This is a genomic window from Neptunomonas marina, from assembly GCF_004005935.1.
Classification (GTDB): domain Bacteria; phylum Pseudomonadota; class Gammaproteobacteria; order Pseudomonadales; family Balneatricaceae; genus Neptunomonas; species Neptunomonas marina.
In genome coordinates this window covers 218,226-239,692 of sequence record NZ_SACQ01000007.1, presented here as the reverse complement: position 1 = coordinate 239,692, position 21,467 = coordinate 218,226, and the positions used below count along the sequence as shown (strand labels likewise).

Genomic DNA, 21,467 nt, shown 5'->3' with positions numbered 1-21,467 from the left:
CAACACTTATTTCAACTTTTTAATAAAAAACGCAAAAAAACATCAAAACCGGTCAAAAAACACACAAAAGCATTTAAAACCGAACAAAAACAACCAGCTCAGGTACAAAAAACGCCCCAGTGGGGCGCTCAATAAATGCTATCTCTATAAATTAGGGTCGATAGAATCGATACAGAGATCGTTCTCCGAGGGCGACCAACAGAAATACTCCAAAAACGATAGCATCGAAGTAACTGGCTCTCACCATCCATACAATATGCAGAAGCACGAGCAGACTGATGGCATAGACAGTTTTATGCAAACGACTCCAGCGCTTACCTAACCTCTTCTGCATCTTTTTCGTTGATGTCGCCGCTAAAGGCACCAAGCCTAATAGCGACAACATACCCACAATAATAAAAGGCCGCTCGGTGATTTCTTTTATTAAAAGGTCAAAACGCCAGCCAGCAATGAACGTTGCAAATGCTAGGCTATGCAGCACAGCGTAGAAAAACGCATACAACCCTAGCATTCTGCGAAACCGGACAACCCAGCGCACACCTATCCGCCTACGCAGCGGGGTTACCCACAGTGATAACCAGAGAAATACCGCTGCCCATAGCCCCGTTTCGAGCACGATCTCTTTTGCTGGATCAGCACCCAAGCGTCCTTGGTAAGCCTGAGATACCAGTAGAAGCAAAGGCACTAGCGAAACTAAGAAGATCCCCCACCACAAACATAACTGAGCAGCACGCCCACGCGTTAGAACCATTGCTTAAGATCCATTCCGCTATATAACGAGGCCACTTCATCCGCGTAACCGTTAAAAGGCGCTGTGTCGATAATATTGGGGGAGAACAAAGATGAAGGCAAACGACGCTCCGTCGCTTGAGACCATCGTGGATGATCGACCGAAGGGTTCACATTTGCGAAGAAGCCGTACTCCCTTGGCGCGCTAATATTCCAACTTGTTTTTGGCATGCGCTCTGTAAAGCGAATTTTAACTATCGACTTAATGCTCTTAAAGCCATACTTCCACGGGACCACCAAACGCAGTGGCGCGCCATTCTGAGGAGGGAGCGCTTCTCCGTATACGCCAACCGCGAGGAATGCCAGTGGATGCATCGCCTCATCTATTCTAAGCCCCTCAACATACGGCCAGTCCAATGTATTAAAGAAACTCCCTTGTTCAGGCATCTGTTTGGGATCAAGGAGTGTGGTGAACTCCACGTATTTCGCATTACCCGTCGGATCGAACCGTTTCAAGAGATCAGCTAGTGGAATGCCAACCCAAGGGATCACCATAGACCACGCTTCAACACAGCGCAGCCGATAGATACGTTCCTCAAGTTGATGAGGGGACACCAGATCCTCCAGCGTAAAGATACCGGTTTTATTGGCTTCACCCGCAACCTCTACCGACCAAGGGTCTGTAACAAACTTCTGCGCACGACGGCTTGGGTCTTGCTTACCTAAACCGAACTCATAAAAGTTGTTGTGGGTAATCACGTTAGGATAAGGTGTCAGCTTTTCGGCGGTGGCATAAGCTGTGTTTCTTTGCGTGTTAGCGAGTTGCGCTCGCATCCATTCTGGACCTGGGTAGGTGGGCCAATCTTTTTCGAAAGGATAAGATAAACCCGCAATGGCATTGCCGGTTGTCAGCGCTGCTGCGCCACCCACCAGCCCTTTCATAAAGGCACGGCGCTGGCGGTAGATAGACTCAGGAGTAATTTCAGAGCTTTTAATCGAACTCGATTTCTTAATGATCATAGTGCTTCCATTACATAAGCTTGCAATGAAAGTTTAGACCGGTAGCGGCTCCAAAATTCCCCCTGTTATAGAATTGTTATACTTTGCGAACTTTACGAACAACCCAGAAAAGCGGACCGGTAAGGCCATAGCCTAAGAAGACTAACCATAGCGCCAACGAAGGCTCAATCGAGATCACACCAATCACAAGCACAATCGCTGCTAAGATAACGAACGGAATTTTGCCCTTAAGGTCCACATCTTTGAAACTGTAGTAGAGTGCATTACTCACCATTAACACACCGGCAGCAGCAACATAGAAAGCGATAAAGTAAGCGTAAGGTTGTGGGTCGAGCTCATATTCAGTGCCAAACCACACCAAGCCCGCGATCATAGCAGCCGCTGAAGGCGACGGTAGACCAATAAAGTAGCGTTTGTCGACAGAGCCTATTTGGGTATTAAAACGCGCCAAACGCAATGCTGCGCCAGCAACATAGATAAAAGCCGCAAACCAGCCGATCTTTCCAATATCCCCTAGCACCCAACTAAATGAAACCAACGCGGGCGCTACACCAAAAGACACCATATCGGACAATGAGTCGTACTCGGCACCGAACGCACTTGAGGTATTTGTCATCCGCGCCACGCGTCCATCAAAGCCATCGAGCACCATCGCTACGAAAATAGCGATCGCAGCCGCTTCAAACTGACTATTCATACCAGCGATCACTGCATAGAAGCCAGAGAATAGCGCTCCCGTTGTAAAGAGATTCGGCAGAAGATAGATACCACGATGCACTTTCTTTTGCTCAGGCTTAGCTTGATGGCTTTCTGAGGGTTTGTTTTCTTCGATCATTACAGCTCATCCTAATGGTGGAACTGTATTCTACAACGCAGAACACAGGTTCGATACCACCGACGAAGTCTGCAACTACACACAAGTCAAACTAAGCTGCTGTTGCCATAGCCGTTCTATGCTGTCAGGCGAAGTTACACCATAGATCGCAGCGGGCTCATCACGGTAATAGCTCCATAACTGGTTACCAAAATCGTAGTGCCACCACTCACTTGGTAGATTTGAAAACCCTGCGCTTAGCATTGCATTGTAAAGCACTCGACGATGCTGTTTAGCTGCAACAACAGTATCGCCCTGAACCTCCTCCAATGCCGCACTCCACGAAAGCGGGCTCGCCTCATCGAACGCAGTGCCCATATCAATCAAGCGCCCCTCATCATCACACAACGTAACATCCACGGACCCTCCGGTGAGATGAGGGCTTGGGTTATTGCGATCATCACTGGCGGGCGAGACAAGCGTTCGAGCGATTGCAATGCGCTGCATCTCATCAAGGGACGGCTGGTCACGCTGAATAAGATTGGTAAGCGTATCAAACAGATACTGTTGCACTGCGATAGGCCTCCAACCATCCAGTACAACAAGATTTAGTCCCGCCGGTAGTGTCCTTGCTGCCTGAATCAGCTTTTCAAATACCCGGCTGCGCACAAAGCACTCAGGGATTGCGCCAACGACGCGCATTTTGTAGTAAGCGGGATAGACCCGTATGTTTTGCGATAAGCTGACCGGCACCAGTGCATCATCGTGTTCGTCGATAGGTACCTTTCTAAGCAGCTCCCAATCGGGAAGCGCCACCGCAGGGATCGGTTTTGTATATAACTCACTCATCGCCCTAATCCACCATACCCGGCAGTAATAGGGTTATCTGTGGAAACACGATAAGCAGCAGTAACACCGACATCGCGACCAACACAAATGGCCAGATCGTTTTAAAGAGAGATACGAGTTCTAACTTGCTCACCGCGGCTGCCACAAATACACATGCACCCATTGGTGGAGTAATCAGCGCGATTGTAATATTCATCGTAATCACTATACCAAGATGCACTGGATCAACCCCCGCCTGAAGAGCAACCGGCATGAACACAGGCGTGAGCAGCATGAGCGCCGAGACTTCTTCCATCATCATGCCAGTCACAAACGTGATTGCACTAAACAACAGCAGTATGAGGGTGGGGTTATCGATAAACGGCTGCAACATAGCCGCAAACTGATTCGGCACTTGAGCATAAGCCAGCAGCCAGCTCACCACTGAAGATGCGGCGATAATCAAAAATATCGCACTAGTCAAAGTACATGTTTCAACTACAGCCTCCCAGATCCTCCTCAGGTTGAGCGACTTGCCCAGTAGGCCAAATAAAACAACGTATGCAACGATCAAAGCGCCTGACTCCGTTGGTGTTACAAAGCCAAACACGATACCCGCCACAATAATAAAAGGCGCAAGCAAGGCGGGTAACGACGCCACTAATGCGAGCGAGATCATCCGCAACGAAGGCTTCTCATCACTGTAGGGCAAATTGGCGCGATACGCGTATACCCAGTTCATCAGCATAAACGCGCCACCCAGCAGCAGGCCAGGAATCACACCCGCCAAGAAAAGATCCCCCACTGAGGTGTTGGTCAGCGATGCGTATAGAATCATAAAAATACTTGGCGGAATAATCGGGCCAATCAACGAACTCCCCGCTGTAAGGCCTGCCGCATATGCCGCAGAATACCCTTCCTTCTTCATAGCAGGGACGAGCAAAGAACCCAACGCAGAAGTATCAGCAACAGCAGAGCCGTTCACTCCGGCGAAGAAGACGCTAGATACCACGTTAACATAGCCTAAGCCGCCACGAAGATGCCCGACCATCGACTTAGCGAGTGCAATCAACTTTGTTGTCAGGCCAGCTGCGTTCATCAGATTACCCGCTAAGATGAACAACGGAATCGCCATCAACGAGAAGACATCAATCCCAGCGAAGAACTGCTGGGGCAACATACGTTCAAGCAGTGCTAAATCGACAAAAAAGAAGCCCGCCACAGCCGCCATTAACAAACTGATAAAAAGCGGAACACCCAACAGCACATGAATGGCAAAGGCACACAACATAGCAATTAACATGATGCCGCCCTCTGATCAGCCGAGCGGCCAAAAGGCCCTTGTAACAAAGCCAGCAAACATAACATCGCAAACCCGATAGGTAGCGCAAACATCGGGACGGATTTACTGATACCCAACCCAATTGTTTTAAAAATGGCTAACGAGGCTGCATAGTGATAACTGATGTAAGTGACATAGCTAGACAACACGAGTACGAGACTCCAGTGATAGAGGGAGAGCAGCGCTGCCGCTGGCCCCGTCAGCGCTTTCTGAATCACCGACACTCGCATATGCTCGTCCCGGACATAAACCGTGCCGGCGGCAAGGGTCACACTACCAATGATCAAGTAGCGGGATAGCTCATCCATCCAGATAGGGGAAGCATTAAATAGATAACGGGCCCCAACGCCATACAACAGCACGACAACCCCCGATAGCAATAGCAGACTCGCCAGCCACAGCAACGCCCTGGCCAAGCCTTCAGCAAAACGTGTAAACATGGAACTTCCTGAGATAAAAAAGGGGGAGAAGAAGTCCCCCTGATAATGCGGAAAGGTTACTTTAAACCTGCATCTTTAAGTGCTGTGTCGATCCACGTGTTATCGATACCCTGCTCAGCCAACCATGTCAGGTATGCAGGCTGACCAACCTTTTGAAACGCAGCTAACTCTTCGGCGCTAGGGCGATACACTTCCATACCTTGATCCGCAAGATACTGGATACGCTCTTCAACTTGAGCCTGAACGGCTTCACGGTTCATATTGTTTGCTTCGACCACCGCCGCTTCTAGCACCTTACGGTTATCTGCACTTAAGCTATCAAGCAACGCGCCATTGGCGACTAAAAATTGGTCGGAGTATTGAATATTTGCGAGCGTCATGTGCTTTTGCACTTCATGCAAGCTACCCAAGATAATGTACATAGGAGGGTTCATCTGGCCATCGGCTACACCTGTGCGTAACGCCATATAAACCTCAGTCCACGGAATAGGCGTGCCCGATGCACCGAAAGACTCATAAAGCGCAACTTGGCTCTTATCCATCGCACGGAAACGCAACCCTTCAAAATCTGCGGGCGACTTGATTTGACGCTGATTGTTCGTAAAGGCTAGGAAACCGCCTTCCTCCACGACTGCTAGGATACGGGAGCCCGTGCGCTCATAAAATGCCTTACGCGATGCTTTCCAGTACTCACCTTGGTCAAAGAAGCTACGGGCACTATCAAAGCCATCAAACATGAAGGGAATCGCACTCACGAATACCTCAGGCAAGATAGGTGATACACCGCCAAAAGACGCGATATTCAGGCTCGGCGTATTGATCACTTGCTCCATACGCTCCTGCTCTTCACCTAACATACTGTTTGGGTAAAGCTTGAGTTCAAGGGCACCATCAGTACGCTCTTCAACAAGTTGCTTTAAATTAGATGCAAACAGGTGAACGGCATTCTTCTTCGCATCTGGCGCACCGTTATAGCTCAAGTTTATGGTTTGCGCTTGCAAGCCCATGGAAACCAAGACAGCCCCTAAACCCAGAGAAATTTGCTTAACCAATCTCTTGCGCTGCGAAACCTTACAGAAGTTTTTCATTTTTATACTTGTCCTCAATCGCTCTGCTTATAGTGAATGTTTAAAGTACCCAATGACTTGTTGACAACTCAATAACAAAGCTGTTGCTTCATATGCAACACTCAATTAACAGCTGTAAGGAATTGCGCATTTTCTTGGAGGTGGCGTAACAATGCTTGAGCTGGAAGTGTGAGCTCCTGCCCTTCGACACACAATACTCGTGCACTTGCGTCACGCATCAACGGGTGATCAACAGGGCGCGCAACGATTGAGCCATCTGCCACCTCTTGGCTGACCGTTAGCTGCGGCATAAAGGCTATACCAACGCCAGATGCCACAAAGCTCTTGAGCACAGTCACCGAGTTAGTACGTAACCTAGGTTCCAGACGTACATGATTCGTCTCTGCAACAAGGCTCACTAAACGCCCCATACCGGTTGAGGTATCAATCAGAGCCAACGGCGAGTCCACGATTTCGTTAAAGGAGATAGGCCCCTCTTTTTGCGCTAAAGGGTGCTTCGGCGGAGCGATTAGATCCAGTGGATGACTTGTCTCTAGCAAACAGTGCAGCTTAGGATTCGCAACACTTGCATAGGTGACTGCGAAATCGAAGTGCCCTTCAGCTAACCATTGCACAGCGTCTTGGGCTCCCGCAATATCAACAGTTAAGCGGATTCCGGGGTAAGTCGATAAGAAGCTTTCTAACGATGAAGAGATTAAGTCAGTAATGAATCCCTCACCTACGATGATTTTTACCTCACCACGACGTAATGAAGCGAGATCATTAATGCGTGACAGCACCGCAGCCTCGCCCGCTTCCATTTTACGATAATAGGCAACTAACTCACTGCCAGCCTCAGTCAACCGCTGGCCACCTCCTGTTCGATCCCAAATAGGCATACCAATCCGATCTTCTAGCTGAGTTAACAGACGGCTCACGGTGGACGGATCAACGTTCAGCCGTGATGCGGCTTTACGCAGCGAGCCATAGCGCGCAATGGCATTAAGATACTCTAAACTTCGGGTGTTTAATTGCTTCATATCTTCGCTCCCTACAGAAACAAAAAAGCCCCTGTTTCACAACAAGGGCTTTTTATAAAGGATAGCTAAGGATTGCTTAGTTTTTCTCTTTGTCTACGATTTTGCTTGCCGCGATCCAAGGCATCATTGCACGCAGCTTCTCACCAGTCTCTTCGATTGGGTGCGCAGCATTGTTACGACGACGTGCAGTCATGGATGGGTAGTTAGTCTGGCCCTCTGCGATAAACATCTTCGCGTATTCGCCGTCTTGAATGCGCTTCAGAGCATTACGCATTGCTTCACGAGATTGCTCGTTGATAACCTCTGGGCCTGTTACGTACTCACCGTATTCAGCGTTGTTAGAGATAGAGTAGTTCATGTTCGCGATGCCGCCTTCGTACATCAGGTCAACGATCAGCTTCAGCTCATGCAGACACTCGAAGTAAGCCATTTCTGGCGCGTAACCCGCTTCAGTCAGAGTTTCGAAGCCCATCTTAACCAGCTCAACCGCACCACCACACAGTACGGCTTGCTCGCCGAACAGGTCAGTTTCAGTCTCGTCTTTAAACGTTGTTTCGATGATACCAGAACGGCCACCACCTACGCCCATCGCGTAAGAAAGTGCTAGGTTTTTCGCATTGCCAGACGCGTCGCGGAAGATAGCGATCAGGTCAGGGATACCGCCGCCTTTTACGAACTCAGAACGTACCGTGTGACCCGGTGCTTTAGGTGCAACCATGATAACGTCAAGGTCAGCACGTGGCTCAACTTGGTTGTAGTGGATAGAGAAACCGTGTGCGAAAGCCAGAGTAGCGCCCTGCTTGATGTTTGGCTCGATCTCTTCTTTGTACAACTGGCCTTGGAACTCGTCCGGCGTCAGGATCATGACAACGTCAGCTTGTGCAACGGCATCAGCAACGTCAGCCACTTTCAAACCGTGAGCTTCTGCTTTAGCACGGGAAGAGGAGCTAGCGCGCAGGCCAACGGTTACGTCTACACCAGAGTCTTGCAGGTTGCACGCATGTGCGTGACCTTGAGAACCGTAACCGATGATAGAAACTTTTTTGCCCTGGATGATAGAAAGATCGCAATCTTTATCGTAATAAACCTGCATGGTTTGCTCCTAAAAATTAAATGTTGTGCGAATCCGTTGATTCGATGGTGCAAAGATAGTCGATATGCAAAGTTGCGTAAATTGAAATATTAGCATCAATGTATTGCGATTTATGCAATACTAATGCTATGGATACTCGCACTCTCAGAAACTACCTTCATCTCGCTGAGACGCTACACTTTAGCCGCGCCAGCGAACTGTGTCACATTAGCCCATCCGCATTAAGCCGCAATATAAAGCAGCTTGAAGAGGAGCTAGGCGTCACTTTACTCTATCGTGATAACAGAAGCGTTAGCCTAAGTCATGAAGGCAAGCTATTTCAGCAGTATGCACGTGATGCACTGTCACAATGGGATGCCACACGCCAACGATTATTAAGTGAGGCAGAAGAGCTGCACGGAGAGATCAGTGTTTACTGTTCAGTCACAGCCAGTTACAGCTTCCTTTACGATATCCTCAATCGTTTCAGGCAGCGCTTTCCGGCGGTAGAGATCAAGCTACATACCGGTGATCCAGACCACGCCATTCAGCACATCCTGAGTGATAAAGAGGACATTGCCATCGCCGCACGTCCTGACCATATCCCAAATGAACTCGCCTTCAACGAAGTGGGCATCTCCCCCCTCCTCTTTATCGCGCCACTAGAGGCCAATTTCGACGTGCCACAAAAAGCGGCGCAATGGGCCGATGCACCGATGATCTTGTCTGAAGAAGGGGTCTCGCGACAACGCGTGAATGCTTGGTTTCAGCAGCAACAGATAGCACCCAAAATCTATGCACAAGTTGCCGGTAACGAAGCGATCGTGAGCATGGTGAGTCTCGGTTTTGGTATCGGGGTCGTTCCGCAGATCGTATTGGAGAATAGCCCGCTTGCCGACCGAGTAAAGGTTCTCGATGTACAACCTCAATTAACGCCTTATCATATCGGCCTATTTGCACTGAACCGCAAACTTCGCCACCCCCTTATTCAGGCGTTTTGGTCTGTGTTAGATCAGTAGTGGCGCTTGAAATACAAAAAGGCCGCAGCGTTACGTGCGGCCTTTTTAGTCGTTATTAGAGAACCCGCGATAGCGTACTAAGTTAACTGTAAGCTGCCCTGCGCATTCATGATCAAAGGCACCACGTCATCAGCACTAATCACCACAAAACGTGAGTCGATCTCATCCTCGGCTACACCGTTGTGAACCATACAGGCTTTACAAACTGCAACTTGACCACCATTGGCGATAAACGCTTCCAGTAGCTCTTGCGCCGGCATAAAAGGAGCGCCGATATCAACACCATCCAAACTGTTGGGCCGCGCTAGGTGCACCGCATCAACCATCAGCATGATCGTAGCAGAGTGGCCCTGCTCAAGCGCTTTAACGCCCATTGTAAACGCAACGGTGATCTTGTTCGGATCGTCTAGATTGCTGAACAGAGTACCGACGAAATCAGTGTTCACTGGCATGACTTATATCCTTCTCTAGGTAAAGATTACACTCAACTCGTATATTATATTTATCTAATATAAGTGCAACCTGTTTTACCTTTCAAAGACACAATGAATACCCGCTGCTTCTGACCGCTAAGTGATCGAGGGGCTATGCACCATCAAACAACGCTCCGATATCCGGCGATAGATATGGCCGCCCACGCTCATTCAACGCCGTGCCAATAACCAGTGCTTCCACGCATATTTTTTCATCTGCTAGGCGCACCACCCGCTGGCGAAAGCCAAACTTCACTTTGCTGATACGCTCCACCGCCACCTGCACAGCAAATTCATCACCGCTTTTCAGAGAGCTCTTATAGTCAAGCTCGGAGCGAATAACGACCAGATGAATGCCCTGCTCTGTTAATGCAGCAAAGTCGATGCCTTTTGCTAACAAGAACTCATGGCGCGCATGCTCAAGGTAGTTAAAGTACACACCATTGTTAACGATGCCTTGCATGTCCAGCTCATAATCACGCACTTTGAGCGTTATGCTGAAAGGTTGTTGCATCTTCTACTCCTGTTCAATCAGTGGTTTTAACAGTGCAAACGCAGCAGCTAAGTGGGGGACTTCATATGTTGCACCTGAAAAGTCATGCAGCGCAGAGTGACTGTTGCGGATTGCAACGACATCAAGCCCAGCGGCCAGCGCCGCCCTCACACCACTTTGCGTATCCTCTATCGCGATACAGGGACGTCCGGCAACATTCAACCGATCAAGCGCCATTAAATAACTATCAGGTTCTGGCTTGTTACGCGTCACATCGTCTGCCGTCACGACCACGGTGAAGAGTTCCTTCCAGCGATGCCCTTGCAGCGATGCCTCGATACAAAACCCTTGGGAGCCACTCACCAGAGCAATGGGGAGGTGTTGAGCAGCAAAGCGTACAAGTGCATCCGCGCTATCCATCGCCGGAAAGTGGCTACTGGCCAGAAACGCTTGGGTTAGGCGCTCCTTGGTGGCCACTAGGTCTGGCACCGTTGTTGGTAATTGGCGCAGCTGAATCAAGTCAGCCGCGTTTTGCTCTGCAGGCACGCCCAGCAACCGTTGCCAGTATTCATCGTCAGTTATCGTTGCTCCGAATGGAGCGATAGCCTCACGCCAAAGTGTTAAATGTGTGCCTTCGGAGTCTACGAGTGTTCCGTCATGATCAAACAGAATAGCGGCATAGCTCATGTTACGCTCTTTCTCCCGCCGTGATGGCAAAAAAAAGCCGCTCAATGAGCGGCTTTTGTTGATAGTTTTCAGTGATTAGATGCTTAACACCTTTTCACCACGTGCGATACCAGATACACCAGAGCGCACCACTTCCATAATAGAGGCGGTACCGAGTGACTCAATAAACGCATCCAGCTTAGCGCTAGAGCCCACTAGCTGCACAGTGTACGTGTTCGGCGTGATATCGATGATTTGACCGCGGAAGATATCCGCTGTTCGCTTCACCTCAGCGCGGAACGCGCCAGATGCTTTGAACTTAATCATCATTAGCTCGCGCTCGATGTGTTCACCCTCTGTGAGGTCAACCACTTTAACCACATCAATCAGCTTATTTAGCTGCTTAGTGATCTGTTCAATTACGCGATCATCACCCACCGTTGTTACCGTGAGGCGCGATAAGGTTTCGTCATCCGTTGGTGCAACGGTCAAGGACTCGATGTTGAAGTTACGCTGCGAAAACAGACCAACAACACGCGACAAAGCACCCGGTTCGTTCTCAAGAAGAACAGAAATAATATGACGCATGATTATGTCCTCTCCGTCTTGCTTAACCACATATCGCGCATAGAACCGCGCGGTACTTGCATCGGGTAGACATGCTCAAACGGGTCAACCGCGATATCCATAAAGACCAGACGATCCTTCAGCGCAAAGGCTTCAGTCATCGCAGCTTCCAGATCAGCGTAACGATCAACTTTCATACCGATGTGACCATACGACTCCGCCAGCTTAATAAAGTCAGGCAACGACTTCATGTAAGACTGCGAGTGGCGAGACTCATAGTTCATATCTTGCCATTGGCGAACCATACCCAAAGACTGGTTGTTCAAGCAGATAATTTTCACCGGCAGGTCATATTGGTTACAGGTCGATAGCTCCTGAATATTCATCTGGATACTACCTTCACCTGTGACACACGCAACGTCTGCATCAGGGAAGTTCAGCTTAACGCCCATCGCCGCAGGCAAACCAAAGCCCATCGTGCCAAGGCCACCTGAGTTGATCCAGCGGTTTGGCTTGTTGAACTTGTAGTACTGTGCCGCGAACATCTGATGCTGGCCTACGTCTGAGCACACAAACGCATCACCACCTGTGACCTTGCTTAGCATCTCGATAACTTGCTGCGGCTTCATCAGCTCAGAGTCATCGATACGGTAACGACCGCCATGACGCGTACGCCACTCATCGATCTGCTTCCACCAAGTATCCAACGCTTCCGCATCCGGCATTTTTTTGCTGGATTTGATCAGCTGCATGATCTCTTCGATAACACCTTTCGCTGGGCCTACAATCGGGACATCCGCGCGAATGGTTTTCGAGATAGATGCAGGATCTACATCGATGTGAACGATCTTAGCAGTCGGACAGAACTTGTCTGTGCCGTTAGTAACACGATCATCAAAGCGCGCGCCAATCGCCAGAATCAGATCCGCATGGTGCATCGCCATGTTCGCTTCATAGCTACCGTGCATACCCAACATACCGACAAACTGACGGTCCGTGCCTGGGTAACCGCCCAAGCCCATCAGTGTATTGGTCACTGGGAAGTTCAACGTCTTAGCTAGTGTTGTCAGCTCATCCGATGCATCACCCATAATGACGCCACCGCCGGAGTAAATCACCGGACGCTTCGCTGCCATTAATAGGTCAAACGCTTTCTTAATCTGGCCGCTGTGACCTTTTGTCACTGGGCTGTAAGAGCGCATTTTGACGCTTTTCGGGAAGACGTACTCAAAACGATCAGTTGGCGTTGTCATATCCTTTGGAATATCAACAACAACCGGACCAGGACGACCTGTTTGCGCAATATGGAACGCCTTACGGATCACCGCTGGAATATCTTCTGCACGCTGCACGCTAAAGTTGTGCTTCACCACTGGACGGGAGATACCAATCATATCCGTCTCTTGGAAAGCATCTTCACCAATCAGGTGGCTCATAACCTGACCTGTGATAACGACCATAGGGATCGAGTCCATGTAAGCCGTAGCAATACCGGTGACTGCGTTAGTCGCTCCGGGACCAGATGTCACTAGCGCGACACCAGCTTTTCCGGTAGCACGCGCGTAAGCATCCGCCATATGAGTTGCAGCTTGCTCGTGGCGCACCAGAATATGTTCGACTTCGTCCTGCTGGAAGATTGCATCATAGACATGAAGCAACGCTCCGCCGGGATAGCCATAGATATATTTCACACCCTCATCGCGGAGAGCACGAACAACCATTTCTGCGCCTGATAGTAATTCCACTTTTTTACCCTCAAATCGACACCGACTTACACGTCGGCAGTGAACAGTTCAGAGATTCTGCAAATTGAACATGTTCTGTGTTCGGTATCTTGTTAATACAGACACGAATAAAGCCAACAGCACACCGTGCATATGGCCCATGTTCGGATGAATGCTGGTCAAGGATCGCTTGTACCGGCAGACCTTCTGAGACTTAAGCTGGGTAGTGCTTAGTTTCGCCGCTTAGTTCGGGGTTGCCTACCATAAACGGGCGAAGAAAAGAGGCGATATTCTCCCACTTTGCTATTTATTGTTCAACCGCAGCAAAGCGAACCTTGGTAGGAGAAAAAATGGGCCAAAAGCCGCATAAACATGGGCTGACCTCACGAGATAGGCTATTTGGCAGATGCAGCTCAACTAAAGTCGAGTTATATTGGTTGCTGAAAGTAGCTGGAGAATACTGCAATGAATGTTTCAAGTTTAAAGAACAAAGAGCGCGTGATTAACGAGCTGATGCTATTTATCCGCAAAGTCTTTGCTGAACCAGAGATCTGCCAAATTGCCAAAGATATTGCGCGCAAGCATCAAAACGAGCCTAACGCGCTACAGCTTATTGGCGAAGAGTTATCTGCCACCACCAACGTGAAGATCCCTATCGAGCACAGCGATGCAGACGACCTGTTCCTAGAGCTGTTGATTGATATCGTCAAGGATGAACAGGCCCTCTACTAAACACCTTACTCCGGCACAAGCCACGTCTCACGTGGCTTTTCTGCTCCTGCCATCGCTAATCTCTGTGCCAGCCATGGGGTGACGCTCGCAATCTGCTGATCAAGCTGCCACGGGGGGTTGATCAGCAGCATGCCGCTACCGAACATACGTGCAGAGTCACTCGGTTGAGCAAAAAACTCCGACAAAAAGATGCGCCGAATACCTGATGCAACGATTTTATCGATCATCGCTTGATGCTGCCCAGCTTTTAAAAGCGGAAACCAGATAGCGAAACTGCCATTTGGCCAACGTTGCTGCGCATCTTTTATGTACTTGGCAACCTGAAGATATTCAGCTTTCACTTCGTAGGCCGGATCGATCAATACCAGCCCCCGATTGGGCTTCGGCGGCAATAACGCGCTTACCCCTTCGTAACCATCACGATGATGCACCGCCACCTGTCCATTACGACTAAAGTGCTGCTTTATCTGCCGATATTCACCAGGGTGCAGCTCCATAATGGCGACTTTATCACCCTCACGCGCAAACTGGGCAGCCAACTGAGGCGAGCCGGGATAGAGCGCAAGGTTACCGCTCCCATTTAAGGCCTTCACTTCATTTAGATAGGGAGCTAGTGCTTCAGGTGTTTCCGACTGCTGCCAAATTTTCAGGATACCATCGCGATACTCAGCTGTTTTTTGCGCCTGCTCAGAACGAAAGTCATAACATGCCGCGCCACCATGGGTTTCCAAGTAGCTCCAAGGTTTAGCCTTCTTGTTTAAAGCGGCAAAGATCAACGACAAAATAAAATGCTTGTGTACATCGGCAAAATTGCCGGCGTGAAAGCCATGCTGGTAACTAAGCACCGCTGCTCCTAAGGTTTGTTTGAGATGCCCTATTATCGCCGCCTTGCTGCAGCAACAAAAGCACTAGCGCCGAACGGCCTCAATATATTTGCTCAAGTGCGCCATCTTATCAGGATCATCATCCACAAAAGACACAACAATATTGATAAAAGGGGAGTCTACACGCGGCTCAACCGCCTGTAGGCTTTGAATAAAGCCATTCATTTGGGCCACGCTATCACCAGATAACGCCTCGATATCCACCACCACCGATTCCAGTACGCTGGGGTAGTTACCTTCGTTCTTAATGACGATCAACGCATCCTTTAAGCTCAAATCCTTCACGGCACATTTGAAAACTTGTCCGCCGGTACGCAGCTGTGCCATCCCTTTGGGCTTCGCAACATGCTTTTGGGTACCCGTTGCTTTCAGTTTATCCTGTGCCAAAACGCGTCCTGCTTTAGCTTGTTTTGCGGCATCCGGCGCTTGTTGAGGTTGGCCCAGTAGCTTATGCACTTTTGTTACGAGCTGATCTGCTGTGAAGGGTTTCCCCAAATAATCATTCACACCTGCTTGGATCGCTTTAAGCACATAAGAGCGCTCTCCGCGACTGGTGATCATCAGGAACGGCGTGGTTTGATATTGAGGCTGCGCGCGCGTCCACTTAAGCAGCTCTAGGCCACTCATCTCCGGCATCTCCCAATCACAGAGCACAATGTCAAAAGTCTCTGCGCTCATCAGCTTGACCGCCTCTTTGCCGTTGTATGCCGCTTGAATTTTCGCGCCTAAAAAGGCTTCGTTCACTATTTTGGTGACATGTTCACAAATAAACTTCGCATCATCGACTACGATGACTTTCAGATTTTCCATCGACTACTCTCATCAATCACGCAAACTACAATCCACTAAACATAGGTTACGCTTTGCGAGTGCGCCAACTAAAACGCAAAGAGGCCCACCCGAAGGTGAGCCTCTGTTGAGGTAAATGGCCGCTAGCGGAAGACAAACTCTCCTGCTTCCACATCAACCACTATTTCACTGCCCGGCGCGTAGCGCCCAGCCAACAGCGCTTGTGCCAGCGGGTTTTCTATCCACTGCTGTATCGCCCGTTTGAGCGGTCGCGCGCCGTAGATAGGCTCAAAGCCCACATCCACCAGCTTTTCCAAGGCCGTTTGTGTCAACGTGAGCGCCAAGCTGTGTTCCGCTAAGCGGCTACGTAAACGATCAAGCTGAATATTCGCGATGCCTGCCACTTGGTTTTTCTGCAAGCTGTGGAACACCACCACCTCATCGATCCGGTTGATTACTTCAGGTCGGAAGTGGCTGCCAACAGCCTCCATCACCGCTTTATTCATCAGCTCATAGTCATCATCAGCGCTGAAGTTTTGAATCAGGTCTGAACCCAAATTCGAGGTCATCACCACAATGGTATTTCTAAAGTCCACGGTTCGGCCTTGGCCATCCGTTAATCGGCCGTCTTCGAGCACTTGCAACAGGATATTGAAGACATCGGGATGCGCCTTCTCCACCTCATCGAGCAACAGCACAGAGTACGGCTTGCGACGCACCGCTTCGGTCAGGTATCCGCCCTCCTCATAGCCGACATAACCCGGCGGGGCACCAATCAAGCGAGCAACAGAGTGCTTCTCCATAAACTCCGACATATCGATACGTACCATCGCCTCTTCCGTATCAAACAGGAAACTCGCTAAGGTTTTGCACAGCTCGGTCTTACCCACACCCGTTGGGCCCAAGAACAGGAACGAACCGTTCGGACGATTGGGATCAGCCAGACCAGAGCGTGAACGTCGTACGGCATTCGCCACCGCTGTGACCGCTTCGCTTTGGCCAATCACGCGCTCGTGCAGCGCATCTTCCATACGCAGCAGTTTTTCCCGCTCGCCTTCGAGCATTTTGCTAATCGGAATACCGGTCCAGCGCGAAACAACTTCGGCAACCTCCTCCTCACCTACGCGGTTGCGCAGCAGCTTTGTTTCCTGATCTGAGCTTTCGGCTTGATGCGCCATCTCTTGCTGCTTTTCCAACTCAGGGATACGGCCATATTGCAGCTCTCCCGCTTTCGCTAGATCGCCACTACGCTGTGCCTGCTCTAACTCGATGCGCGCCTGCTCTAGCTCCTCTTTGATCTTTTGGGAGCCCTGCATCACCGACTTTTCTGACTTCCAGATCTCATCAAGCTCTGCATAAGCACGCTCTTGCTCAGTGATCGCATTTTCCAGCTCGGCTAAACGCTGCTTCGCCGCACTGTCCTTCTCTTTGCGCAGCGCCTCACGCTCCATCTTGAGCTGAATGAGTTTACGCTCCAAACGGTCCATCTCTTCCGGTTTAGAGTCCATCTCCATACGGATACGCGATGCTGCTTCATCGATGAGATCGATCGCCTTATCAGGCAACTGGCGATCCGTAATGTAACGCTGAGAGAGTTTTGCCGCAGCGATGATTGCAGAGTCGGTAATATCTACCGCATGGTGAATCTCGTAGCGCTCTTTTAGGCCTCGTAGAATCGCGATAGTGTCCTCTTCGGACGGCTCATCCACCAGCACCTTCTGGAACCGACGCTCCAGCGCTGCATCTTTCTCGACATACTGGCGATACTCATCTAGCGTGGTGGCACCAACGCAGTGCAACTCGCCCCGCGCCAAGGCGGGCTTGAGCATATTACCGGCGTCCATCGCCCCCTCGCCCTTACCTGCGCCGACCATGGTGTGCAGCTCATCAATAAATAGAATGACCTGCCCATCTTGCTTGGCAAGTTCGTTAAGTACCGCTTTTAGACGCTCTTCAAACTCGCCACGGAACTTAGCACCCGCGATCAGCGATCCCATATCCAGAGAGAGCACGCGTTTACGTTTAAGCCCCTCGGGTACCTCGCCATTCACAATCCGCTGCGCAAGTCCCTCAACAATGGCCGTTTTACCGACACCCGGCTCACCGATCAGTACAGGATTATTTTTGGTCCGGCGCTGCAACACCTGAATAGTACGGCGGATCTCATCATCGCGCCCAATCACCGGATCCAACGCGCCAGACTCCGCACGCTCAGTCAGGTCGATACAATATTTGTTCAGCGCTTGGCGGTTTGACTCAGCATTTGCATCGGCAACACTTTCACCACCACGCACCGCATCAATCACCCGCTCTAGCGTGGCTTTGGTAAGACCCGCTTGCTTTAACAACCGGCCACAGTCGCTCTTGTCGTCGAGCATCGCGAGCAAAACGATCTCGCCGGTAATGAACTGGTCGCCACGTTTCTGGGCCAATTTATCGGCATTGTTGAGTAGCTTTCCCATCTCGCGGGAGATCTGCACATCGCCATCGGGATGTTGCACGACGGGTAAGTGCGTCAGCGCTTCAGCGACCTTTGTGGTTAAGCTTTGTAACGAAACGCCGGCTTGAGGCAGCAACGGGCGTACTGCGCCATCTTGCTGCTGTAAGAACGCTGCCAATAGGTGGATTGGCTCGATATAGTTGTGATCTTTCCCAACAGCAAGCGACTGCGCATCGGCCAGTGCTTCTTGTAGTTTGGGTGTAAGTTTATCTTGTCGCATAGACCTTCATCTCCTACGTTAATGTCGCTGCCCGCATTCGGCACAGCTGCTTTCTTAATAGATATATGCGGTCATGCTGATCAAACTTCAAGCAGAGAAACCGAGATAGCCCACCCCCATCCATAGTGCGCTACACTAGGCGCGAGTCTGATGGATGCGTTAAGGAGTTATTGTGAAGCACGCTGCTACACCCAATGTCGGTGCCGCGATGAAACAACGCCGTAAAGCACTGGGGCTAAACTTGGCGCAGTTGGCTGAGCGCTCCAATGTTTCTCGCTCTATGTTGTCGGAGATTGAGCGTGGTAACGCCAACCCAACCTTCACCACGCTATGGAATATTACCCAAGCACTGGGCGTATCCATTGATCAGCTAGCAGCACAAAGCCAAGCAGAGGGGCCGCGCATCGAGCGCCAAGAAGCCATAGCGACACCTCGCTTGCTTAGCCAAGATCAGCAGTGCGAACTCGTCGCGCTTAACCCTGTGGATATGGCAAGCGATGTGGAGTGGTATGAGCTGATTGTGCAGCCTGGCGGTGAACTGTGCTCTGAGGCCCATATTCACGGGACTCGTGAGCACCTTTCGGTGATAGCAGGGCAAGCACGCGTCGCCCTCGATGGAGGTGTATACACCGATGCTCAAGTGGGGGATACGTTGCGCTATCCTGCAGATATTGCCCACCGTATCGAAAACCGTGGACAAGACACCCTACGTGCGTTTTTGGTGGTCCATAAAGGCCGCCCGTAGCTACCAATTCAAGATCACTTTACCTGACTGGCCAGAACGCATCACATCAAAGCCGGCTTGAAACTGCTCAACTGGATAATGGTGTGTAATGACCGGTGTTAAATCTAGCCCCGATTGAATCACGCTGGCCATTTTGTACCAGGTTTCGAACATCTCTCGTCCATAGATACCTTTGAGTATTAGGCCTTTAAAGATAACCTCAGACCAGTCGATCGCCATATCAGCAGCAGGAATGCCGAGCATGGCGATTTTGCCACCATGATTCATGCGATTAAGCATCTCACGAAACGCTTGCGGCGCCCCCGACACCTCAAGCCCCACATCAAAGCCCTCCGTCATGCCAAGTTGCTGCATCGTATCCGCCAACGACGCCTGCACAACATTAACAATATGAATACGCGGATCAACCTGCTGAGCGAGTGTTAGGCGATAGTCGTTAATATCGGTGAGCACCACGTGCCTAGCCCCCACATGGCGGGCTACTGCAGCAGCCATAATCCCGATGGGGCCAGCACCGGTAATCAGCACATCTTCACCCACCAGATCAAACGACAAAGCGGTGTGTAAGGCATTGCCGAAGGGGTCGAAAATAGCCGCAAGATCATCAGAGATATTGTCGGGGATCTTAAAGGCATTAATGGCAGGAATAACCAAGTACTCGGCAAAGGCCCCCGGGCGATCAACACCCACACCTTGGGTGTTGCGGCATAGATGACGGCGACCTGCGCGACAATTACGGCAGTGTCCACAGGTGATATGCCCCTCACCGGAGACTCGATCGCCGATCGCAAAGCCTTCCACTTCACAGCCGATCTCCTCCACAACACCAACATATTCGTGGCCAACGGTCATCGGCACCGGAATGGTATTTTGCGCCCATTCATCCCAGTTGTAGATATGAACATCGGTCCCGCAGATCGCTGTTTTACGAATTTTGATCAGCAGGTCGTTGTGCCCAAGCGCCGGTTTGCCGGTGTCATGCAACCAGATACCTGGCTGAGCTTTCAGTTTGGCAAGTGCTTTCATTGGATAACTCCTAGCTCACGCCCCACCCGGATGAAGGCGTCAATCGCTTGATCAAGCTGCGCGCGAGTATGAGCTGCCGACATCTGGGTACGAATACGTGCGGCTCCCTTTGGCACCACTGGAAACGAAAAACCAATCACATAGATGTCATAGTCAAGTAACCGGTCTGCCATACGGCTCGCCAGTTCCGCATCACCGATCATCACAGGAATAATCGCATGATCAGCACCTGCCAATGTAAAACCTGCGGCTGTCATACGCTGGCGAAAATAGCGGCTGTTATCTTGCAGCTGCTCGCGCAGACCTTCGCCCCTCTCCACTAACGCCAGCGCCGTTTGGGTAGCCTGTACGATGGCAGGCGCCAGTGAGTTTGAAAACAGATAGGGCCGTGATCGCTGCCGTAACCAATCGATCACTGGCTGTTTCGCTGCAGTGTATCCACCAGAGGCACCACCAAGCGCCTTTCCGAAAGTACCGGTTAAGATATCTACCCGCCCCATCACGTTGCAGTATTCGTGCGAGCCACGCCCGTTCTCTCCGATAAAGCCAACCGCATGGGAGTCATCCACCATAACAAGCGCATCATACTGGTCAGCAAGATCACAGATCGCCGCAAGATTGGCGATCACTCCATCCATCGAGAACACACCATCCGTGGCAATCAAACGTACCCGCGCATCCTGTGCGGCTTTTAGGCACTCCTCTAACGCCTGCATATCGTTGTTGGCGTAGCGCATCCGCTTCGCTTTACTCAACCGAACGCCATCGATGATACTGGCATGGTTAAGCGCATCGCTGATGATGACATCCTCTTCACCCAACAGGGTTTCAAAAAGCCCGCCATTGGCATCAAAGCAGGAGGAGTAAAGAATCGCGTCATCCAAGCCTAGAAACTGGCTGAGCTGGCGCTCCAGCTGTTTATGAATATCTTGCGTGCCGCAGATAAAGCGCACCGAAGCCATCCCAAAACCATGCTCATCTAGCCCCCGCTTTGCGGCATCAATCAAGCGTGCGTCGTTAGCTAACCCGAGATAGTTATTTGCACAGAAATTGATGACGTCATCGCCCGATGAGAGCCGCACGTGAGCCGCTTGCGCGGACGCGATCTCTCTTTCTGCTTTAAACAGCCCCTCGGCTTTTAGCTCATCGAGCTGCGTCTCGAGTGTTTCATAAAATACCTGACGCTTCATGACCGCCTCCCTATCGACTTATCCTGCTTGAGATTACAACAAACAGGAATAAAATCCATTATAATGGATAAAAAAATCCAACTTATA

22 protein-coding genes are annotated in these 21,467 nt (G+C 50.5%); 3 read left to right on the top strand and 19 right to left on the bottom strand.

Annotation, left to right across the window (positions count from 1 at the left end):
* Positions 1-151 precede the first annotated feature (151 nt).
* The 9 genes from EOE65_RS15215 to ilvC form a co-directional block, all read right to left on the bottom strand.
* On the bottom strand, positions 152-751 hold the full coding sequence (locus EOE65_RS15215; protein WP_127695246.1) for a protein-methionine-sulfoxide reductase heme-binding subunit MsrQ: 600 nt from the start codon (positions 749-751) through the stop codon (positions 152-154).
* Positions 742-1,749 carry a protein-methionine-sulfoxide reductase catalytic subunit MsrP gene (gene msrP / locus EOE65_RS15210; RefSeq protein ID WP_127695244.1) on the bottom strand — a complete coding sequence of 336 codons (1,008 nt, stop codon included), beginning with the start codon at positions 1,747-1,749 and terminating at the stop codon, positions 742-744. The genes EOE65_RS15215 and msrP overlap by 10 nt, the downstream gene beginning before the upstream one ends.
* Positions 1,750-1,825: 76 nt before the next feature.
* Positions 1,826-2,584 (bottom strand): CDP-diacylglycerol--serine O-phosphatidyltransferase, encoded by a 759-nt coding sequence (gene pssA / locus EOE65_RS15205; RefSeq protein WP_127695242.1) that lies wholly within the window; start codon positions 2,582-2,584, stop codon positions 1,826-1,828.
* 75 nt (positions 2,585-2,659) lie between these two features.
* On the bottom strand, positions 2,660-3,412 hold the full coding sequence (locus EOE65_RS15200) for a M15 family metallopeptidase (RefSeq protein WP_127695240.1): 753 nt from the start codon (positions 3,410-3,412) through the stop codon (positions 2,660-2,662).
* 4 nt (positions 3,413-3,416) lie between these two features.
* The gene (locus tag EOE65_RS15195) at positions 3,417-4,694 is read right to left on the bottom strand and encodes a TRAP transporter large permease (protein WP_127695238.1); all 1,278 of its coding nucleotides are present in this window, start codon (positions 4,692-4,694) and stop codon (positions 3,417-3,419) included.
* Positions 4,688-5,173 (bottom strand): TRAP transporter small permease, encoded by a 486-nt coding sequence (locus EOE65_RS15190; RefSeq protein ID WP_240657011.1) that lies wholly within the window; start codon positions 5,171-5,173, stop codon positions 4,688-4,690. Before EOE65_RS15190 ends, EOE65_RS15195 begins: the two co-directional genes overlap by 7 nt.
* Positions 5,174-5,229: 56 nt before the next feature.
* Positions 5,230-6,261 carry a TRAP transporter substrate-binding protein gene (locus EOE65_RS15185; RefSeq protein ID WP_127695236.1) on the bottom strand — a complete coding sequence of 344 codons (1,032 nt, stop codon included), beginning with the start codon at positions 6,259-6,261 and terminating at the stop codon, positions 5,230-5,232.
* Between the two features lie 101 nt (positions 6,262-6,362).
* A complete protein-coding gene (locus tag EOE65_RS15180; RefSeq protein WP_127695234.1) occupies positions 6,363-7,280 on the bottom strand; it encodes a LysR family transcriptional regulator in 918 nt (305 codons plus the stop codon).
* 76 nt (positions 7,281-7,356) lie between these two features.
* A complete protein-coding gene (gene ilvC, locus EOE65_RS15175) occupies positions 7,357-8,373 on the bottom strand; it encodes a ketol-acid reductoisomerase (protein ID WP_127695232.1) in 1,017 nt (338 codons plus the stop codon).
* A gap of 128 nt (positions 8,374-8,501) precedes the next feature.
* On the opposite strand from ilvC, the gene ilvY reads away from it, so the two are divergent.
* Entirely contained in the window at positions 8,502-9,371 is an 870-nt protein-coding gene (ilvY, locus tag EOE65_RS15170; protein ID WP_127695230.1) for an HTH-type transcriptional activator IlvY, read from the top strand.
* 77 nt (positions 9,372-9,448) lie between these two features.
* Here the strand turns inward: ilvY and EOE65_RS15165 are convergent, their stop codons facing one another.
* The 5 genes from EOE65_RS15165 to EOE65_RS15145 form a co-directional block, all read right to left on the bottom strand.
* Positions 9,449-9,823 carry a DsrE family protein gene (locus EOE65_RS15165; protein WP_127695228.1) on the bottom strand — a complete coding sequence of 125 codons (375 nt, stop codon included), beginning with the start codon at positions 9,821-9,823 and terminating at the stop codon, positions 9,449-9,451.
* A 133-nt stretch (positions 9,824-9,956) separates the two neighbouring features.
* Positions 9,957-10,358 carry an acyl-CoA thioesterase gene (locus EOE65_RS15160; protein WP_127695226.1) on the bottom strand — a complete coding sequence of 134 codons (402 nt, stop codon included), beginning with the start codon at positions 10,356-10,358 and terminating at the stop codon, positions 9,957-9,959.
* 3 nt (positions 10,359-10,361) lie between these two features.
* Positions 10,362-11,024: an HAD family hydrolase gene (locus EOE65_RS15155; protein ID WP_127695224.1), complete on the bottom strand. Its 663-nt coding sequence runs from the start codon at positions 11,022-11,024 to the stop codon at positions 10,362-10,364.
* Between the two features lie 75 nt (positions 11,025-11,099).
* Complete coding sequence (gene ilvN / locus EOE65_RS15150) at positions 11,100-11,591, bottom strand: acetolactate synthase small subunit (protein ID WP_127695222.1); 492 nt, start codon at positions 11,589-11,591, stop codon at positions 11,100-11,102.
* 2 nt (positions 11,592-11,593) lie between these two features.
* Entirely contained in the window at positions 11,594-13,315 is a 1,722-nt protein-coding gene (locus tag EOE65_RS15145; RefSeq protein ID WP_127695220.1) for an acetolactate synthase 3 large subunit, read from the bottom strand.
* Positions 13,316-13,759: 444 nt separating this feature from the next.
* Between EOE65_RS15145 and EOE65_RS15140 the strand changes: the two genes are divergently transcribed.
* Entirely contained in the window at positions 13,760-14,026 is a 267-nt protein-coding gene (locus tag EOE65_RS15140; protein ID WP_127695218.1) for a hypothetical protein, read from the top strand.
* Positions 14,027-14,031: 5 nt separating this feature from the next.
* Here EOE65_RS15140 and EOE65_RS15135 read toward each other — a convergent pair whose 3' ends face one another.
* From EOE65_RS15135 to clpB, 3 genes are all read right to left on the bottom strand, one after another.
* Positions 14,032-14,871 carry a 23S rRNA (adenine(2030)-N(6))-methyltransferase RlmJ gene (locus tag EOE65_RS15135; protein ID WP_127695216.1) on the bottom strand — a complete coding sequence of 280 codons (840 nt, stop codon included), beginning with the start codon at positions 14,869-14,871 and terminating at the stop codon, positions 14,032-14,034.
* A gap of 63 nt (positions 14,872-14,934) precedes the next feature.
* Positions 14,935-15,720, bottom strand: coding sequence for a response regulator (locus tag EOE65_RS15130; RefSeq protein ID WP_127695214.1), 786 nt, complete (start codon positions 15,718-15,720; stop codon positions 14,935-14,937).
* 122 nt (positions 15,721-15,842) lie between these two features.
* Positions 15,843-18,419 carry an ATP-dependent chaperone ClpB gene (clpB, locus tag EOE65_RS15125; protein WP_127695212.1) on the bottom strand — a complete coding sequence of 859 codons (2,577 nt, stop codon included), beginning with the start codon at positions 18,417-18,419 and terminating at the stop codon, positions 15,843-15,845.
* Positions 18,420-18,591: 172 nt separating this feature from the next.
* Between clpB and EOE65_RS15120 the strand changes: the two genes are divergently transcribed.
* Complete coding sequence (locus tag EOE65_RS15120; protein WP_127695210.1) at positions 18,592-19,164, top strand: helix-turn-helix domain-containing protein; 573 nt, start codon at positions 18,592-18,594, stop codon at positions 19,162-19,164.
* On the opposite strand, the gene tdh is transcribed toward EOE65_RS15120, so the two are convergent.
* Entirely contained in the window at positions 19,165-20,190 is a 1,026-nt protein-coding gene (gene tdh, locus EOE65_RS15115; protein ID WP_127695208.1) for an L-threonine 3-dehydrogenase, read from the bottom strand.
* A complete protein-coding gene (locus EOE65_RS15110) occupies positions 20,187-21,380 on the bottom strand; it encodes a glycine C-acetyltransferase (RefSeq protein WP_127695207.1) in 1,194 nt (397 codons plus the stop codon). Before EOE65_RS15110 ends, tdh begins: the two co-directional genes overlap by 4 nt.
* Positions 21,381-21,467 lie beyond the last annotated feature (87 nt).

Bases quoted from the DNA above. Each gene is read 5' to 3' on its own strand.
- EOE65_RS15215 (WP_127695246.1), bottom strand. From the start codon at position 751: ATGGTTCTAACGCGTGGGCGTGCTGCTCAGTTATGTTTGTGGTGGGGG.
- msrP (WP_127695244.1), bottom strand. From the start codon at position 1,749: ATGATCATTAAGAAATCGAGTTCGATTAAAAGCTCTGAAATTACTCCT.
- pssA (WP_127695242.1), bottom strand. From the start codon at position 2,584: ATGATCGAAGAAAACAAACCCTCAGAAAGCCATCAAGCTAAGCCTGAG.
- EOE65_RS15200 (WP_127695240.1), bottom strand. From the start codon at position 3,412: ATGAGTGAGTTATATACAAAACCGATCCCTGCGGTGGCGCTTCCCGAT.
- EOE65_RS15195 (WP_127695238.1), bottom strand. From the start codon at position 4,694: ATGTTAATTGCTATGTTGTGTGCCTTTGCCATTCATGTGCTGTTGGGT.
- EOE65_RS15190 (WP_240657011.1), bottom strand. From the start codon at position 5,173: ATGTTTACACGTTTTGCTGAAGGCTTGGCCAGGGCGTTGCTGTGGCTG.
- EOE65_RS15185 (WP_127695236.1), bottom strand. From the start codon at position 6,261: ATGAAAAACTTCTGTAAGGTTTCGCAGCGCAAGAGATTGGTTAAGCAA.
- EOE65_RS15180 (WP_127695234.1), bottom strand. From the start codon at position 7,280: ATGAAGCAATTAAACACCCGAAGTTTAGAGTATCTTAATGCCATTGCG.
- ilvC (WP_127695232.1), bottom strand. From the start codon at position 8,373: ATGCAGGTTTATTACGATAAAGATTGCGATCTTTCTATCATCCAGGGC.
- ilvY (WP_127695230.1), top strand. From the start codon at position 8,502: ATGGATACTCGCACTCTCAGAAACTACCTTCATCTCGCTGAGACGCTA.
- EOE65_RS15165 (WP_127695228.1), bottom strand. From the start codon at position 9,823: ATGCCAGTGAACACTGATTTCGTCGGTACTCTGTTCAGCAATCTAGAC.
- EOE65_RS15160 (WP_127695226.1), bottom strand. From the start codon at position 10,358: ATGCAACAACCTTTCAGCATAACGCTCAAAGTGCGTGATTATGAGCTG.
- EOE65_RS15155 (WP_127695224.1), bottom strand. From the start codon at position 11,024: ATGAGCTATGCCGCTATTCTGTTTGATCATGACGGAACACTCGTAGAC.
- ilvN (WP_127695222.1), bottom strand. From the start codon at position 11,591: ATGCGTCATATTATTTCTGTTCTTCTTGAGAACGAACCGGGTGCTTTG.
- EOE65_RS15140 (WP_127695218.1), top strand. From the start codon at position 13,760: ATGAATGTTTCAAGTTTAAAGAACAAAGAGCGCGTGATTAACGAGCTG.
- EOE65_RS15130 (WP_127695214.1), bottom strand. From the start codon at position 15,720: ATGGAAAATCTGAAAGTCATCGTAGTCGATGATGCGAAGTTTATTTGT.
- clpB (WP_127695212.1), bottom strand. From the start codon at position 18,419: ATGCGACAAGATAAACTTACACCCAAACTACAAGAAGCACTGGCCGAT.
- tdh (WP_127695208.1), bottom strand. From the start codon at position 20,190: ATGAAAGCACTTGCCAAACTGAAAGCTCAGCCAGGTATCTGGTTGCAT.
- EOE65_RS15110 (WP_127695207.1), bottom strand. From the start codon at position 21,380: ATGAAGCGTCAGGTATTTTATGAAACACTCGAGACGCAGCTCGATGAG.